This window comes from Zunongwangia atlantica 22II14-10F7 (genome assembly GCF_002094855.1).
Classification (GTDB): Bacteria; Bacteroidota; Bacteroidia; order Flavobacteriales; family Flavobacteriaceae; genus Zunongwangia; species Zunongwangia atlantica.
The window spans coordinates 37,208-54,976 of record NZ_ARYN01000016.1 but is presented as its reverse complement, the minus strand read 5'-3'; the positions used below and the strand labels follow the sequence as shown (position 1 = coordinate 54,976).

The following is a 17,769-nucleotide window of genomic DNA, read 5'->3' as shown; positions in this document are numbered from 1 at the left end:
CGGGAGAACAGCTTTTTTCTTTTATTGGCACCGCCAAAGGGTATAATGCCACGAGGCTTGCCTCGAGGTAGTTTACTATAGTGTCGATATTATCAATATTCTAAACCAATTTTTTCCCGAACGCTATCCAGCATTTCGATGAGTTCTAAACTTTTAGCAAAAGTCATTTCTGTACTTTCTTTTCTGCCTTCCAATAACATTTGGCCTACATGTTCGGCTTCAAAATTATATCCGTTCGATTCTACGCCAAATTCTCTCGTGAAACTTTCATTTTCAGTAGTGAACACGACCGAGCTTGGCTGGTGAAATCTTGGCTTTATATAAATTTCAGCCTTTTCTAATTTTACGGTAGCTGAAACTTGAGTAGTCTTATCTACAGAACTATAAAGCTCTGCTTTTACATTTTCTGGATATATAAAAGTAGCATGGCATCGCGCATCAACATCAGTTTTGGTCATTTTAGCCGTAGCTTCAATTTTTTTTGGCTTCCCTAAAAAGCTTAGTGCCGCGAAAATGGGATAAATACCAATATCTAGTAAACTACCACCCCCCAAAGATTTGTTGTAAATCCTGCTTTCAGCATTAAAAGGTGCATCGAATCCAAAATCGGCTTCCATCGAAAGAACTTTACCGTATTTCCCAGATTTGATAATTTCAGTAGTATATTTAAAATGAGGAAGAAAATGCGTCCACATAGCTTCCATTAAAAATGTATCCTGTTTTTGTGCAAAATCGATCATTTCTTTTACCTGATCTTTATTCATGGCAAAAGGTTTTTCACACAAAACAGCTTTCTTATGCTTCAGGCAAAGCAGCGTATGCTCGTGATGAAAAACATGAGGAGTCGCAATGTAAATTGCATCTACTTCGGGATCATTAAGCATTTCAGTATAATTTCCGTAGGCTTTATCGGCACCCATTTCTTCAGCAAAATCCCTGGCTTTTTCCAAAGAACGGCTGGCTGCTGCATACAAATTCGCATTCTCAACATGCTCTAATCCTAAAGCAAATTTTTTGGCGATCTTTCCCGGTCCTAAGATGCCCCAGTTTATCTTTTTACTCATTTTATGCGTTTTTAGGTTGAATTCTGGTCATTTGCAGTAGCAATGCAATACTAATTACTAAAAGACAGCCCAGAACGTTTAACCATAGGTAAGGTAGAATATCGAAAAAATAAACTGCGATTACAATTATTTGGGTAATTATTGCTGAAATAAAAACAGCATTGCTTTTAACGAATTTGATAAAAAAGGCGAGTAAAAATATACCCAGCACGTTTCCGTAGAAAATTGAACCAATAATATTTACAAGCTGAATTAAATTATCAAAAAGATCGGCCACGCTGGCAAAAATTATAGCTAATACGCCCCACATTAAGGTAAACCATTTTGAAGCACTTAAATAATGTTCTTCACTTTTTTCTTCTTTTAAGTTTCTACGGTAAATATCCATTGTGGTCGTAGAAGCCAGCGCATTAAGTTCTGATGCCGTTGAGGACATTGCAGCACATAAAATTACCGCCAGTAAAAGACCAATGGCACCTCGTGGTAGATTATTCAGTATAAAATGGATAAACACATAATCTTTATCATTGCTCTCGGCATTGGTTTTTGCGGCATCGATAAACATCTTTGCTTTTTCTCGATTTTCAAACTCCTTATTGGTTAATGCTGACAATTGATCTTTAAATTGCTGATTTTCGGTTTCAGAAATATTATCGAGTTTATCGGCATAATTTAGAGTTAGTTTTTGCTTTTGTTCCTGAAGTTCACGATGAGTTACCATTAGATCTTCGTACTGCTGGGCATAATCTGAATTTAAAACCGCTTCAGTCGCTGCTGGATTGAAGTTTAGCGGAGTATCATTAAATTGATAGAAAACAAAAACCATTACCCCAACAAGTAAAATGAAGAATTGCAATGGCACTTTCAGGAATCCATTAAAGATCATCCCAAGCTGACTTTCCCTTACGCTTCTTCCTGAAAGATAGCGTTGCACCTGGCTTTGATCTGTTCCAAAGTAAGAAAGCGATAAAAATGTACCACCAATAATTCCGCTCCAAAAAGTATAGCGATTATTAAAATCGAAGGAAAAATCCAGCACATTCATTTTGCCCTCGCTTCCGGCAATTTCTAATGCTTTGGTAAAAGTTATATTTTCTGGCAGGTAATATAAAATGATAAAAAAAGTAGCGATCATACCTGTTAAGATCACCGCCATTTGTTGTTTGTGCGTTACACTAACAGCTTTTGTTCCTCCAGAAACCGTATAAATGATTACCAGTACACCTATCAATAAAGTAAGCGTGGTAAGATCCCAACCTAAAACTGCAGAAAGGATAATTGCCGGTGCAAAAATTGTAAGTCCTGCCGCCAATCCACGCTGAATTAAAAACAGTAAAGCGGTTAAGACGCGGGTTTTCTGGTCGAATCTGGATTCTAAATACTCGTAAGCGGTGTAAACTTTTAAACGGTGATAAATAGGAATAAAAACGATACAGATAATAACGATAGCGATAGGCAGCCCAAAATAAAACTGCACAAATCCCATTCCGTCATTAAAAGCCTGTCCCGGTGTAGATAAGAATGTTATAGCACTGGCTTGTGTTGCCATTACCGATAATCCAATTGTCCACCATTGGGCATCGTTACCACCTTTTATAAAATCCTGTACGTTTTTACTACCACGGGATTTGTAAACACCATACCAAACAATCGAACTTATGGTAACTATTAAAATTATCCAGTCAATTAATTGCATGCTAGGCGAAAGATTTCATTATAAAATAAAAGGCAATAATATAGATAGCGTTAGCAATAAGTACTGCGGTGTAACGCATTTTCCATTCGTATTTCTCTGGCTTTTCTTCCATTATTTTCCTAAAGAAAGCAAGTTAGCAAAAAGGCGATACGATCCTGCAACTCCTGCAGGAAATTGTCTAAAGAAACTTAATCCGGTATACACATAATGTCCTTTACCATATTTAGCCACCAGAAGACTACCTTCTGTAGATGCTTCATTTTTATCGTGCATCGATAGAACAGTGCTGTAATTCTCGTCCCAGGTGTGCGGAAAGTACAATCCGCGTTCTTGTACCCAGCCTTCAAAATCGGTTTTGGTGATTTTATTGGGCGAATTTAGAACAGGAGAATCTGGAGCTACAAAATTAACTTCAGCATCTTCTTCAGTCACACGATCGTAAGATAATTTGAATGGAAAAGGTCCAATTTGGCTTACCGTAATACCGCGATCTTTATTGTATTGAGCAACCAACGTTCCACCATTTTCAACATATTTTAATAATTCGTCATTTTTATAGCGCAGTTCCTCTAAAACATTATAAGCTCTAACTCCGGTAACCACAGCATCATATTTTGCTAGAGATTCCGCAGTTACCGATGCAGGATTAAGCACACTTACATTATATCCAATTTGTCGTAAACTTTCTGGAACTACATCACCTGCACCGGCAATATATCCAATATTTTCTCCTTTTTTCTGAATATCGATCTTTGCTAATTTCAGTTTAGAAGGGACTACCAAAGTTTGTGTTGGAATATGTGGATATTCGATAGTGATAACTTCATCTTGGTATGTTTTTTCTGAAGTTTCAAATTCAGGATTCACCCATATTTCACTTTGCGCTGAAGGTGGCGTAATTTTAAAAGTATAGGTAATACTGCTTCCTTTCTGCGGAAGATCTACTGCTTCAGCTTTTGGCGATATTTGCCATCCTGAAGGTAAATTTAATTTTAGTGTTCCCTTGGTATTATCTTTTTCAGCAGTAACTTTTATCCTGATGTTTTTACTTTCCTGATTAGGGAAAAGAATCACATCGTCAAGAAACCCAACAGATACCGGCGGAATAATTTCAAAGTTCTCGTAATTCTCGCCTGTTACATTATCATTGTATTTATAAACGATTTCTTTCTCAAACGGAATATAAGTGCCGTTAATACTGATCTTAAATGTTACGCTACTGGTATGCGGAGTTTCTGGTTTCCCAATAAGTTTTCTGTTATCTACACGATACATCCCTACCGTACCTTCTTTGTTTAACCAATATGGCGAAGTGTAAGAGGCATCATCAGGAACTTTATATTCAAAAGATTTTTGCCAATCTTCATTATCGCGTAGAACAGTAGCGATCTCTTCAATACGATTTTGCGGATTTAGAGCGATAGATTTTAATTCAACTTCAGCATTACTACGATTTATAGCTTCAAGATTAAGACGGATATGATCACCCGGAGAAACAAATTCTGAATTTGATACCGCTTCAAGATAAAGACCTGCGCAAGCCTCGATAATCGATTTTATTTCTTCAGATTTAATGCTTTTCCAGTACTCGTCTTCTAATTTTTGAATTAAACTATAAGCTTCTAAAAGCTGCGGTAAACTTGAAGAAGGATTGGTAAAGTCGAAATTTTGCTGTACATCACCCAAAATTTCACCAATTTTAGCTCCACCTTCAACACGTGTCCAGCTAGTGTTTATTCCCGAAAAAACATCTTCTCTGGAAGCTGGTTGAGAACCTTTAACAAGCTCTAAATATTCCATTTCACTACCACGAGAACCGGTGCTTCCAAATCCTTGTGATTGATGCTGACTACGACTTAGCGAGGCAATTTCAGGATTAGAAAGTCCTTTTAAAGGGAAATATACTCCTGTGTCAAACGTCAGGTATTTTTCGTCTTTAGTCGCTTCTCTAAAAGCCTGCTGATTGCTAAAAAACCACGAGGAAGTATTAAAGAACATTCGCTCTGGTTGCCAGGTGCTGGTATATTCCAGTTGATCTGGATAAATAGATTTGTCTTTGGTAATATCGAACGCTTCAACACTTAAAATCGCCGAAGATGTATGGTGACCGTGCGTGGTTCCCGGCGTACGATGGTCAAAACGATTAATAATTACATCGGGTTTAAAATTTCTTATTACCCAAACCACATCGCTTAAAACTTCGTCTTTATTCCATGTTTTTAAGGTTTCATCTGGATTTTTAGAATATCCAAAATCATTGGCTCGGCTAAAATATTGTTGTCCGCCATCAATACGACGCGCCGCAAGAAGCTCCTGAGTTCTAATTAAACCTAATTGCTCTCTAATTTCCGGGCCAATTAGATTTTGGCCACCATCACCTCTTGTTAAAGAAAGATAAGCCGTTCTTGCATGTTTTTGGTTCGAAAAATAAGAGATTAGTCGAGTATTTTCATCGTCTGGATGTGCTGCCAGATATAAAACCGAACCTAAGAAATTCAGTTTTTCGATCTTTTCGTAAATTTCTGATGCACTTAGTTTTTGGGGTGACTGTGCATTTATATTTAATGATAGTAATAAAAATAAAAAGGGTAGGATTTTGCGCATTTTTATGGCGTATTTTATACAAAACCAAATATAAAGGTTTTACCGTGCGAATGGTAGTGTTTTATACCGAATTCTATAAAAATGGCAAGTTAAAACTTATAGGGCATTTTTCCCTTCATCCAAAAAAACATCTTTTTGTACTAAAGAAACCGCTTTTTGTAAAATAAGGTTATTAGGATAGGTAATAAGTTCACCATCGTCTGTTCTTAAATGAAGATGAAAAGCTTTAATATCCTCGATCAGTGCTTCAATTGGCATGTCTTTATCATGAATTCTAATTTTATCACCAATTTTATACGGGAAGTTAAAGAACATGATTATTCCTGAAGTAATATTGCTAAGTATAGACCAAATTGCAAATAACGCAACGCCAATAACCGCAAATACCGAAGAGAAAATTAAGGCAAGATCGCCAAGATCCATTCCCCAAACAATGGCCAGTAAAAATATTGCGATAAACACAATTAAAATATTAATGTAACGAAACATTAATCGAATCCTGGTAATATGAATTTCGCCTTTGTCTCCAATACGTTTGGCTGTTTTTTTAAGAATGATATTGATAACCAGTAACACAATTAGCGTAAGAATTGTGTAGAATAATTGATAGGTGTAGGTTAGTTCCAGAATCTTCATTTTTTCAAGCCCAATTTTTCGCGCAAAGATAGGTCATTCTTGCCATTTTTGTTCCAATAATCGATCTTTAGGCGCTTATTTTTTATAGCTTTTGTAGTCAGCATTTTTGTATTTTCTCCGCTGCCAGACGGAATGATTTCTTCCCACTTTTCGATCTCGTATGGAAAATCTTTCTGATAAAATATCTTTAAAGTTCGGTTTAGATCAGGATAATTTAATGTGTATGTAGAAAGCGAATCCTCTGTATCTTTTTTTGCTGAAACCTTATAAGCTTTTGCTTCCCGATGATTTAGTTTTAGAAATTCAAAAGAGGGGATCATATCTATTTCCCCGGTTGGTAATTCTGCCGGATCGATGCGTATTAAATTCCAAATTTCGTTTTCTAAATGCGCTTTTGGAAGATTAAATTGTTTATCGGCTTCACCTTCAAAATAAGAATGAGAATTCATTTCGAAATGAGTGCGATTGTTTAGCTGAATAAACTGCTGCCCGCACCATTCCTGGATCGAAGCCGAAACTTTTGTAGCGTGGCCTTCTTTATGAAGCGGAAAAAAACTGCTCTCCATTATCGAATATGGGTAAATACCGGTAATAAATTCTTTGGTACTATTCAGTTTTAAAATAGGGAAAGTTCTTTCTGAAGTTTCATTGGCTTTTACCTGCTCTTCAGGAAGAAAATCTTCTTTTACAAAGATTTTTACGGCGGTTCCTTCACGCATTTCGCCATAACGCGCCTGTTCCAGGTTGTAAGAGGTAATTTCAGCAGTGCCATCAAACCAATATTCTTTAAATTCCGAAGATAATTTTCGGTCTTGTGGCGGATCTGGAATTTTATCACATCCAATAAAAATCAAGAAGAGTATTATGGCGAATTTGGATATTTTAAGCATCTTTTTTTTCTTTTAAAAATAAACAACTTTAATATTCACTTTCAGTTTTTTAAAAGCAAAACAAGTTTTATTGGGCACCTTTAAAAGGTATAAAAACACTGAAGCCTGCCTAGAAATTAAAAAATTGTTTTCAATGAATGCTTCTTGGGCTTGCCCCAAGGTAATTCAATCAAGATAAACTTCAGATTATTAAAATTTGATAATCGTGTAAAAGTTTTAAATAGAAGCCAGTTTAGTTAGAGTTTCGTAAACCAAATGCGTTGGTAGGCCAACAACATTAAAATAACTCCCTTCGATATGCGTAATGCCAATAAAACCAATCCATTCCTGAATGGCGTAAGCACCAGCTTTATCAAAAGGTTTGTAATTAGAAACATAAAAATCGATCTCTTCTTCGGTAAGATCTTTAAAGGTCACTTTGGTTGAAGAATGAACAATTTCCTGAACTTTTTCCTGGTTTTTTAAAGTCGTAAAACAAACCGAAGTTTCAACGCTATGTGTTTTTCCTGAAAGCGATGCGATCATTTGCTTAGCTTCTGTTGCATCTTTAGGCTTTCCCATGGCAACACCATCGTTACTAACAATCGTGTCGCTGGTAATTAAGATTTGATCTTTGCTAAGATCATCAAAAGCTTCAGCCTTTAGTTTGGCCAGATAATCGGTGATTTCTGTACCTTTTAAATGTTCTGGGTAAACTTCATTTACCGGTCTAACATCAGCAATAAAAGGGATGTGTAGATCTTTAAAAAACTCTTGTCTTCGCGGAGAACCCGAAGCCAAAATGATCTGTTTATTTTTTAAAATTTCATTCAGCATAAAAAAATCAGGACATTAAATATTCTGGAAATCCTAAAGAAAGCAATCCAAAAAACAGCATGCATTTTAAAATAAGACTAAATTTTGAATAATCTTTTTTAGAGTCTGCTTTTAAGATTCCGGCGATTAAAGCGAGTAGAGGAGCAATAATAAATACCAGTGCATAAACTACGGCTTTTGTATTACTGTAAAGGTCTTCGCCTAAAAAAATGACGCTAAAAATTAATAAAAAAACGCAAAAGATAAAAACGAACATGTTTGTTCTTTTTTGCCCAATAAGCAATGGTAAGGTGTTGCTTTGCGTTTTGTAATCACCATTAATATCTTCCTGATCTTTTATAATCTCTCGTACAAAATTCAGCAACATCGCATAAAGTGAATAATAGACTAAAATATCAAATAATAGGCGCTGATTTTGGATGTTTTGGGAAGTGATTTTTGGATAAAGATCAAAGATAACAGGCAGTAAAACCACCAGCCCTACTAGAAAACTGATCACTAAATTACCTACAATTGCGATATGTTTTAAATACGTGGCATAAAGATAGAGCAGGGCAGAAGTAAAGATGAAAATCGCAGAAAATGCCGGCGATTGTATAGTGTTTGCGATATAAAAACCAATCCCCACACCAATAATATTGAGTGCAAAAAACAGATTGTAAGCCGATTTTTCACTTATCTTTTCTCGTATTACCAGTCGCTTGGGAGCGTTAATACGATCTGCCTCGTAATCCAGAATATTATTAATCACATAACCCGATGCTGCGATACAAACTACCGCAATGATCAGTAAAATAAATTGGGTATTACTTAGCGCTGTACTGGCATCGAACTGGTTGAAAAAACCAAACCGAATAAGCAAAAGGCACAAAGCTATAAACAGCAAATTGCCATATCGTACCAGTTTTAAATATGGCATAAAATATCTTTAACGTTGTTTAGGTTTATTGTTCTATCCATTTACCCTGTACTTTCATCACCTGTTCGATTACATCGCGAGCGCAACCATCGCCACCATTTTTGTGAGAAATATATTTAGAAACTTCTTTAACCTCTGGTACGGCATCTTGTGGGCAGGTTGGTAAAGCAATTAATTTCATGGGATACATATCTGGAATATCGTCTCCCATATAAAGTACATTTTCTGCTTTGATATCGTAAATATCAAAAAACTCGTCTAGTTGTTCTACTTTATCATCGATACCAAGATAAATATCGGTGATTCCCAGTTCTCTTAATCTGGTGCGAACACCTTCATTTTTTCCTCCGGAAATAATACAAACGGTATAACCAGCTTTTACCGCCTGTTTAAGCGCATAACCATCTTTAACGCTCATGGTTCGTATTAAGTCCCCTTCCGTGGTTACTTGCACAGATCCATTGGTTAACACGCCGTCTACGTCGAAAACAAAAGTAGTGATGTCGTTTAGATATTCTTTATAACTCTTTTCCATAGCTTTTTAGTATTGCTTCAGATATTGTTTTATATAATTTTTGTTGGTCTTCGTCTAAATATTTTAAATGCGCTGCCATCGTTTCTTTATCGTTTCTTCGGGCAGGGCCAGTTTGTGCTTCTTTAGGAGAAACTTTTTCGATCTTCTGAAAAGTTTCTGCTATCAAAGGCTTTAAAATATCAAATGGGATTTGATGCTTCTCGCAAATTTCAGAAGCAGTTGAGAACATAAAATTACTGAAGTTATTTGCAAAAACCGCGGCTACATGCGATATTCTACGTTGTTCAGATGAAATTTTATGAACTGAAGCTGAAATTTGTAAAGCCAGCTGTCTAATCTTCTCTAAGTTTTCTTCGGAATTTGCCTCAATGCAAATCGGAATTTGCTGAAAATCGACTTCTTTTTCTCTGGAAAAGCTCTGTAAAGGATAAAAAACACCAAAATTGTGATGTTCAGCTAGAACATTAATTTCTATAGCGCCTGAAGTATGTAAAACAATTCCGTTTTTCGGTCTTAATCTTGAAGAAACTTCAGCAATAGCATCATCTTTTACTGATATTAGATAAAAATCGGCTTCTTTTATTTCAGCAATTAATGTCGTGGTAGCAACTTTATCTGCAAAGTCAGTTAATTTTTCCTGGCGATGATTAAAAACCTGAACGATTTCTACACCTACACTGGCTTCAAAAACCCTAAACAGGTGATAAGCAAGGTTTCCGGCGCCAAGAAGTACGACTTTCATCATTTCGCTAAATTATTAAAAAAATAACTCGGGCAAAATTAACATTTGAATCGGGATATTGCTTGGATTTAAGACTTATTAACTAATACAAAATCCTTAAATTTGCAGCCATTTCAAAGATTATCTTTTCATGCAGAAAAAAATTGCTTCTGTCATATTTTCCACTCGTATAATGGCAGTGTTGTTCGTCGTTTTTGCAATCGCAATGGCGTTAGGAACATTTATCGAAAACTGGTACAGTATAGAAACAGCACGTTTAATGATTTATAATACCTGGTGGTTCGAAGCCATAATGGTATTTTTCCTTATTAACTTTTTAGGAAATATTAAACGATACAATCTACACAAAAAAGAAAAGTGGTCTTCACTTTTATTGCACCTTTCCTTTATTCTTATTTTAATTGGTGCTTTTGTTACAAGATATATTAGTTACGAAGGTGTAATGCCAATTCAGGAAGGCGAAACCACCAATAAATTCCTTTCAGAAAAGACTTATTTTACCTTTTTTCTGGATGGTGAAATAAATGGCGAGCCAAGACGTAGAGTTTTGCAAGAGCCTGTGCTTTTTGGGCCAGAGTATGATAATGAATATATCCTGAATACAGATTATAACGGCCAGCCGGTAAAATTTGAGCTTACTAATTTTATCTACGGAGCTGAAGAAAAATTGATTGAAAACCCTAATGGCGATAACTATTTAAAAATAGTTGAAGCTGGTGGTGGTTCGCGTCACGAGCACTATTTAAAAGAAGGAGAAGTTAGTAGCATCCATAATGTTTTATTCTCTTTAAATAATGAAACCGAAGGTGCCATTAATATTCAACTTACAGAAGATGGTGAATATTTAATCGATTCTCCTTTTGAGGCCGATTATATGCGAATGGCAGATCAAAAACAAGGGAATTTAGTAGCAGATTCTATTCAACCTTTAATGCTAAGATCGCTTTACACCATGGGGAATATGCAATTTGTAATCCCAGATCCTGTAGTAAGAGGAAGTTACGATGTTATGGCAACACCGCAGAAAGAAAAGAATCAGCCAGACGCGGTGAGTTTAAAAATTAGCAGTAATGGCGAATCAGAAAATGTGACCTTAATGGGCGCAAAAGGAATTGCCAACGAGCCAGAGAAAATCTCGGTAGGAGGGATTGATATTTATCTTAATTATGGTTCTAAAGAAATGGAGCTTCCTTTTTCTTTAAAACTGGACGATTTTATTGCTGAAAAATATCCCGGAACCGAGAATAGTTATTCTTCTTTTAAAAGTAAGATCGAAATTATCGAAGATGGCAAAGAGCCAAGACCTTACGAGATTTTTATGAACCACGTTTTAGATTTGCAGGGCTATCGTTTTTTTCAGTCTAGTTTTATGCCAGATGAAAGCGGAACTGTACTTTCTGTAAACCATGATTTTTGGGGAACCTGGATCACTTACATTGGTTATTTCTTATTATATATTGGTTTAATGTGGATTATGTTTGCTAAAGGTTCTCGATTCGGAAAAGTAAAAGTAATGCTGGATAAAGTAAAAGCTAAGCAAAAAACTTTAGGGCTAATTTTAGCGATTTTCGGTACTACTTTTGGCGCTTTCGCTCAGGAAACTCAGGATGATCATTCACACATCCAAACCACGCAAGAGCAACTGGATTCTGTAATTCTTGCAAATGCCGTAAGCAAAGAACATGCAGCAAAATTTGGAAGACTGATCATTCAGGACGCTGGTGGACGAATGAAACCTGCTAATACTTTTTCTTCGGAATTATTAAGAAAGCTTAGTAAAAAGGACGATTATAAAGGTTTGAATTCAGATCAGGTATTTTTATCAATGTCTGAAAGTCCATTTTACTGGTACGATATTCCGCTTATTTATGTGAAAAAATACAATGATAGTATTCGTCACATTGCCGGGGTACCAGAAGAGAAAAAATATTTGAGTCTGCTTGATTTTATGGATGATGAGGGAAGTTATAAACTTTCACCTTATTTACAGGAAGCCTATAGAGCACCGGTACCAAACCAGTTTCAGAAAGATTTTATAGAAGCAGATAAGCGTGTAAATCTTTTATGGCAGGCTTTGGATGGGAATATTCTAAGAGTTTTTCCTGTACCGGGAGACGAGAATAACAAATGGATTTCTCATAAAGAAGCTCAGGATTCTGGTTTGTTAAAAGGAATGGATTCAGTGTATACACAACAAATCATTCCGTTGTACATGAATGCACTTAAGCTGGCTAGGCAAACAGATGATTACGAGCAGGCCAATAAATATCTACAAAGTATAAAAGACTATCAGCAAAAATTTGGATCTGATGTATTGCCTTCTGAAGACAAAATAAATGCTGAAATTCTGTATAATAAATACGATATTTTTAGAAACCTTTTCTGGATGTACATGCTTGCAGGTTTGGTAATGTTGGTGCTTGTAGTGGCACAAATATTAAAGGATCGCAAAGCCATTAGAATGGTTATTAATGTTTGTACGGCAGCCATTATTATACTCTTTGCACTGCATACAGCTGGATTAGGATTTAGATGGTACATTTCTGGCCATGCACCGTGGAGTGATGCTTACGAATCGATGATCTATGTAGGATGGGCAACCATGTTCTTTGGATTGGCTTTTGGTAGAAAAAGTAATTTAACGATTGCTTCAACCGCTTTTGTAGCTTCAATGATTCTTATGGTTGCACATTGGAACTGGATGGATCCTGCAATTGCAAATCTTGTTCCTGTATTAAATTCTTATTGGTTAATGATCCACGTTTCGGTTATCGTAGGAAGTTACGGGCCGTTTACCTTAGGAATGATCCTGGGAGTAGTTTCGCTACTTTTAATGATAATGACCACAGAAAAGAGCAAAAAGCGAATTGAACTAAGCATTCGAGAAATTACCATAGTGACAGAAATGGCACTTACCGTAGGATTGGTGATGCTTACTATTGGTAACTTTTTGGGTGGACAATGGGCTAACGAGAGTTGGGGACGTTATTGGGGCTGGGATCCAAAAGAAACCTGGGCGCTGATTAGTATTATGGTCTATGCTTTTGTAATTCACATGCGTTTGGTACCTGGTTTAAGAGGTCGATGGACTTTTAACTTTATGGCAGTTGTGGCGTATGCTTCGATTATGATGACGTATTTTGGAGTGAATTTCTACCTAACAGGTTTACACTCTTATGCCAGTGGTGATAAAGTAATTACTCCAACATTTGTTTATTACGCCTTGCTTGTAGTTGCGATATTAGGAGCTGTTTCTTATTGGAGATATAGTATTTACTACAAGAAAAAAGCTAAGAAAGAGATCAAAGAGAAAAAAGAAGAACGAATCTAAACATTCTTATTTTTTCCTTATTTCTTAGGAATTGAATATAAAAAAGGCTGTCTAAATTAGACAGCCTTTTGATTTTGTATAAAATTGAAGCTAATTTTTATAAAAACTTATTTTAAGCTTCCTACCATATCTTTTGGTTGTACCCATTCGTCGAATTCTTCGGCGGTTAGGTAACCAAGATTAACGGCCTCTTCTTTTAGTGTAGTACCGTTTTTATGTGCGGTATTTGCAATCTCGGCAGCTTTATAATATCCAATCTTAGTATTTAAAGCAGTAACCAGCATTAATGAATTATTTAAATGCTCCTGAATTCTGGCATGATTTGGCTCGATTCCCTGAGCACAATTTACATCAAAAGAAACACAGGCATCACCAATTAATTCTGCACTTTGTAACAAATTAGCAGCCATTACAGGTTTAAAAACGTTAAGCTCAAACTGTCCCTGCATTCCACCGGCACTAATAGCAACATCGTTACCAATTACCTGTGCACAAACCATTGTTAAGGCTTCGCATTGTGTAGGATTTACTTTTCCTGGCATAATAGAAGAACCAGGTTCGTTAGCTGGAATATTAATTTCTCCGATTCCTGAACGAGGACCACTGGCAATCATTCTAATGTCATTACCAATTTTATTTAACGAAACGGCTAGTTGCTTTAAAGCAGAGTGAGTTTCTACTAATGCATCGTGAGCAGCAAGAGCTTCAAATTTATTGGCAGCAGAGGTAAAAGGTAAGCCGGTAAATTCAGCAATCTTTTCAGCAACTTTTACGGCGTAGCCTTCAGGAGTGTTCAGTCCGGTTCCAACAGCTGTTCCACCTAAAGCTAATTCTCCAAGGTGAGGTAATGTATTTTCCAGTGCTTTAATTCCGTAGTCTAATTGCGTGGCATAACCACTAAATTCCTGCCCTAAAGTAAGCGGAGTAGCGTCCATAAAGTGAGTACGGCCAATTTTTACTACTTCTCTAAAATCTTCAGATTTTTTCTTTAAAGTATCCCTTAATTGTTTTACTCCCGGAAGTGTAACTTCGATCACTTTCTTGTAAGCAGCGATATGCATTCCGGTAGGGAAGGTATCATTAGATGATTGTGATTTGTTTACATCGTCATTTGGCTGAAGGGTTTTATCACCTTCTCCTATAGTTTTTCCTGCAATTTGATGAGCGCGATTAGCGATTACCTCATTAACGTTCATGTTAGATTGCGTACCACTACCAGTTTGCCATATTACCAAAGGAAATTGATCGTCGTGTTTTCCTTCTAAAATTTCATCACAAACTTTACCAATAAGGTCTCTTTTCTCTTCAGCAAGAACACCTAATTCGCAGTTGGTATACGCAGCAGCTTTTTTAAGGTAAGCAAAGCCATAAACAATTTCTAGAGGCATGCTAGCCGCAGGACCTATTTTAAAATTATTACGTGAGCGCTCGGTTTGTGCACCCCAAAGTTTATCTGAAGGAACTTTAACTTCCCCCATGGTATCTTTCTCTATTCTAAAGTCCATAATTTAAATATTGATTGTTACACAAATTTAAGGTTTCACTAACTTTTACGGTATAAAAAAGCTTTAAAATTGGTTGAAAATGAGCGATAATATTTATTGTTAATAGGATTGTTCAAAAATTAGCAATTTAATTGTGGCGGGCGCTTTATAAATTTTATCTTTGTAATCCAAATACTAAAAATTATGATGTTCGATTTCGATCAATTTCTGGGTTTTTTGGCGTTTTTAACTATTCTAACAATGGGATTTTGGTTAATGATCTTCCTTACAGCGGTGATCGTTCCTTATTGGTTAGGTGGTTCTATAATGGATCTTCTTAAGGAGAAAAAAGCAAAAAGAAAAGCTGCCAAAGAACAAAAAGCATAAAAAAAGGGACTTTTAAAAGTCCCTTTTTTTATGCCCTATTTTATCTAAAAATAGGAAAGAAGGAGATTAAAAATCTCCTTCCATATCATTATCTTCCATATTTCTATTTTCTCTTCTTTGCTGATTCTTTTGTTGGTTGAATCTGTAAATTAAAGAAACATTAATTTGGCGTTGTCTCCACTGAAATTCGCTATACTGAGTAAACATATCTGTAGTTGTAGTTCCCTGTCTTCTTCTAGAGTTTAAAAGGTCACTTACGTTAGCCGAGATCGTTGCGTTATCGTTAAAGATATCTTTACTAAGTGCAAGGTCGATAGAAAGCATCCCGTCTCTTTGTCCCTGGATCTCGTCTGAAGGTCCCATGTAGAACGCATTTGTTTGCCAATCTACCCCTAGTGGTAAACTTACTTTAGAACTAAATCTACCAAACCAGCTGTTGTTTTCCTGGCTGTAATCTGTACCTTCAAATTCTCCTTCAATATTAAACTGGAAGAAGTTAAAGCTACCGTTTAATCTTAACCATGATGCAGGATTGTATAAGAAACCAAGTTCAGCACCTAAACGATCGTTAGTACCAAGGTTAATAGGTAAAGTTCTAATAACATCAACTTCGGTATCGTTAGGGCCAGAAATAGTAATGTTATCCTGTACTCTTTGGAAAGCGTCTGTTTCTCTTTGGAAATACACAGAAGAAGTGAAAGTTAATTTTTTCCATCTCTTTAGATAACCAATATCGAATGCATTAGAGAACGCAGGTTGTAGGTTAGGGTTCCCCTGAAAGATATTAGTTCTACTGTTTCTTGAAGGGAATGGATTGATAAACCATCCACGTGGGCGGTTAATCCTACGGTTGTATCCTAAAGTAATGTTTTCTTCTTCACCAAGTTCGAAAATAAGGTTTACCGTTGGGAATAATCCTAAGTAGTTATTATCGAAGTTTGTGTTGATTTGAAAACCAAATTCTTCACGTAACTCTTCTTCAGTAAGTTGAGAATCGATATTTCCTTTAAGATTAGTGTTTTCTAAACGTAAACCTAAAAGGAAGCTAAAATCACCAAATTTAGAGCCATACTGAGTATATAGCGCCTGTACATTTTCAGTATAATCAAAAATATTGGTTTGATTTTCGTTTATAGCAAGCACTCCATTATCGTTTTCCTGGCGTAATTCGTAATCTGTAACTGTATTTTCGAAGTTACCACGGTATCCAGCTTCAAATTGAGAATTTTCACCAAGAGGAAGAACATAATCAGCCTGTAGTAAATATTCAGTTCTATCTTCTAAAGTATTTGTTTCTTCTCTAGGAATGCTAATATCGTCTACACCTGTATTGTTATAATCTACAAGTTCTGAAATATAAGCTGCCTGTGTTTCTTTATTAATATCGTACTGAAAATCTGCAGTAAGCTGATGCCCTTCGTCATTAAACTTATTAATGTAGTTAACGGCAAACTGGTAACTTTCGTCATCTTCAGTTTCTAACTCACTTCTTGTAGTCCCTAGGCTTTCTGCTCCATCTAGGAAATACTGACTAATATTTGTTGTTAGATCTTCATCGTCTCCGTTTCTATAAAAAATAGACCCTGTAATAGATGATTGGTCGTTTATGTAATATTCTAAACCTAAGTTGGTATTAAAACCTTTATTCTCACGATCCATATCACGATCTTCGATATTGCGATCGTAAAAAATATCTTCTAAAAGTGGAATTTCTCTGTCTTCAAAATACTCGGTATCATTAAAACCATTACCTGGGCTTTTGCGATAACGATAACCTGTAGTATTAAAAAGGTTGAATTTTTCTGTACGGTAGTTAATATTTGCTGAAGCACCAGCATTTGCAGGATCACCACCAGTAAGCGTAAGAGAACCGTTAAATCCTAAGGTTTTGTCTTTTCTTAAAATGATGTTTAAGATACCCGCAGTACCTTCAGCATCATATCTTGCAGAAGGAGAGGTAATTACTTCTACACGTTCTATAGCATCTGCAGGAAGCTGGCTTAATACGTCTGTAGAACCAAAACCGGCCATTGCTGAAGGTTTGCCATTAATTAAGATTCTAACATTTTCGTTACCTCTTAAACTAATTCCTCCTTCTACATCTACAGAAACCGAAGGTACATTGTTTAATGCATCACTTACAGTTCCACCGGCAGTGGTAAGGTCTTTACCAATATTATATACTTTTTTGTCTAATCTTACATCAACCTGAGTGGTTTCTGCTCTTACAACAACTTCATCAAGACTTGCAGAACTTACTCCTAAGGCAATAGTACCAAGATTAAGATCTGAATTTACTTTTCTATTATTAAAATTTTTGCTTTCGTAGGAGATAAACTCTACTTTGATATTGTAAGTCCCTTCAGCAACTTCAATAGCAAAATTACCATCTATATCGGTAACTCCTCCTGTTACTTTGCTGGGATTGTTGGCATCAATAATACTTACCGTAGCGTATTCTAACGGAACTTTTAAATCATTATCAATAACTTTACCCGATACGGTATAATCTGCACTCTGCGCGAATAGAGTGATATTTAGGCTTAGAAAAAATAAAAGCGCTAAACTCTGTCTAAAATTAAATTTGGCGGTCATTAAAACTTTTTCTTCTATGACCGCCCTTAATCGAAAAGGTTTAAAGCCTATTGGTTAAACTTGCGTTAAA

The 17,769-nt window shown here is 36.0% G+C and carries 13 protein-coding genes; 2 read left to right on the top strand and 11 right to left on the bottom strand.

Features of this window, described 5'->3' with window-relative positions; genetic code table 11:
- Positions 1–92: 92 nt before the first annotated feature.
- The 9 genes from IIF7_RS16315 to IIF7_RS16275 form a co-directional block, all read right to left on the bottom strand.
- Positions 93–1,064 carry a Gfo/Idh/MocA family protein gene (locus IIF7_RS16315; protein ID WP_084842769.1) on the bottom strand — a complete coding sequence of 324 codons (972 nt, stop codon included), beginning with the start codon at positions 1,062–1,064 and terminating at the stop codon, positions 93–95.
- 1 nt (position 1,065) lies between these two features.
- Complete coding sequence (locus IIF7_RS16310) at positions 1,066–2,760, bottom strand: sodium:solute symporter (protein WP_084842768.1); 1,695 nt, start codon at positions 2,758–2,760, stop codon at positions 1,066–1,068.
- Positions 2,761–2,871: 111 nt separating this feature from the next.
- A complete protein-coding gene (locus IIF7_RS16305; protein WP_084842767.1) occupies positions 2,872–5,364 on the bottom strand; it encodes a PIG-L family deacetylase in 2,493 nt (830 codons plus the stop codon).
- Positions 5,365–5,460: 96 nt separating this feature from the next.
- On the bottom strand, positions 5,461–6,000 hold the full coding sequence (locus IIF7_RS16300; RefSeq protein ID WP_084842766.1) for a mechanosensitive ion channel domain-containing protein: 540 nt from the start codon (positions 5,998–6,000) through the stop codon (positions 5,461–5,463).
- Entirely contained in the window at positions 5,997–6,890 is an 894-nt protein-coding gene (locus IIF7_RS16295) for a septum formation inhibitor Maf (protein ID WP_084842765.1), read from the bottom strand. Before IIF7_RS16295 ends, IIF7_RS16300 begins: the two co-directional genes overlap by 4 nt.
- Positions 6,891–7,106: 216 nt before the next feature.
- Positions 7,107–7,706: a Maf-like protein gene (locus tag IIF7_RS16290; protein WP_084842764.1), complete on the bottom strand. Its 600-nt coding sequence runs from the start codon at positions 7,704–7,706 to the stop codon at positions 7,107–7,109.
- Between the two features lie 7 nt (positions 7,707–7,713).
- Positions 7,714–8,625, bottom strand: coding sequence for a geranylgeranylglycerol-phosphate geranylgeranyltransferase (locus IIF7_RS16285; protein WP_084842763.1), 912 nt, complete (start codon positions 8,623–8,625; stop codon positions 7,714–7,716).
- A 25-nt stretch (positions 8,626–8,650) separates the two neighbouring features.
- Positions 8,651–9,160, bottom strand: coding sequence for a KdsC family phosphatase (locus tag IIF7_RS16280; protein WP_084842762.1), 510 nt, complete (start codon positions 9,158–9,160; stop codon positions 8,651–8,653).
- Positions 9,144–9,905, bottom strand: a complete 762-nt coding sequence (locus IIF7_RS16275) for a Rossmann-like and DUF2520 domain-containing protein (protein ID WP_084842761.1) — start codon at positions 9,903–9,905, stop codon at positions 9,144–9,146. Before IIF7_RS16275 ends, IIF7_RS16280 begins: the two co-directional genes overlap by 17 nt.
- A gap of 127 nt (positions 9,906–10,032) precedes the next feature.
- Between IIF7_RS16275 and ccsA the strand changes: the two genes are divergently transcribed.
- On the top strand, positions 10,033–13,233 hold the full coding sequence (ccsA, locus tag IIF7_RS16270; protein ID WP_217806690.1) for a cytochrome c biogenesis protein CcsA: 3,201 nt from the start codon (positions 10,033–10,035) through the stop codon (positions 13,231–13,233).
- Between the two features lie 107 nt (positions 13,234–13,340).
- On the opposite strand, the gene fumC is transcribed toward ccsA, so the two are convergent.
- Positions 13,341–14,738, bottom strand: coding sequence for a class II fumarate hydratase (fumC, locus tag IIF7_RS16265; RefSeq protein WP_084842760.1), 1,398 nt, complete (start codon positions 14,736–14,738; stop codon positions 13,341–13,343).
- A gap of 186 nt (positions 14,739–14,924) precedes the next feature.
- Here fumC and IIF7_RS16260 point away from each other — a divergent pair, with 186 nt between their 5' ends.
- The gene (locus tag IIF7_RS16260; protein ID WP_084842847.1) at positions 14,925–15,104 is read left to right on the top strand and encodes a hypothetical protein; all 180 of its coding nucleotides are present in this window, start codon (positions 14,925–14,927) and stop codon (positions 15,102–15,104) included.
- 66 nt (positions 15,105–15,170) lie between these two features.
- On the opposite strand, the gene IIF7_RS16255 is transcribed toward IIF7_RS16260, so the two are convergent.
- Positions 15,171–17,699 carry a TonB-dependent receptor domain-containing protein gene (locus IIF7_RS16255; protein ID WP_084842759.1) on the bottom strand — a complete coding sequence of 843 codons (2,529 nt, stop codon included), beginning with the start codon at positions 17,697–17,699 and terminating at the stop codon, positions 15,171–15,173.
- Between the last annotated feature and the right edge of the window lie 70 nt (positions 17,700–17,769).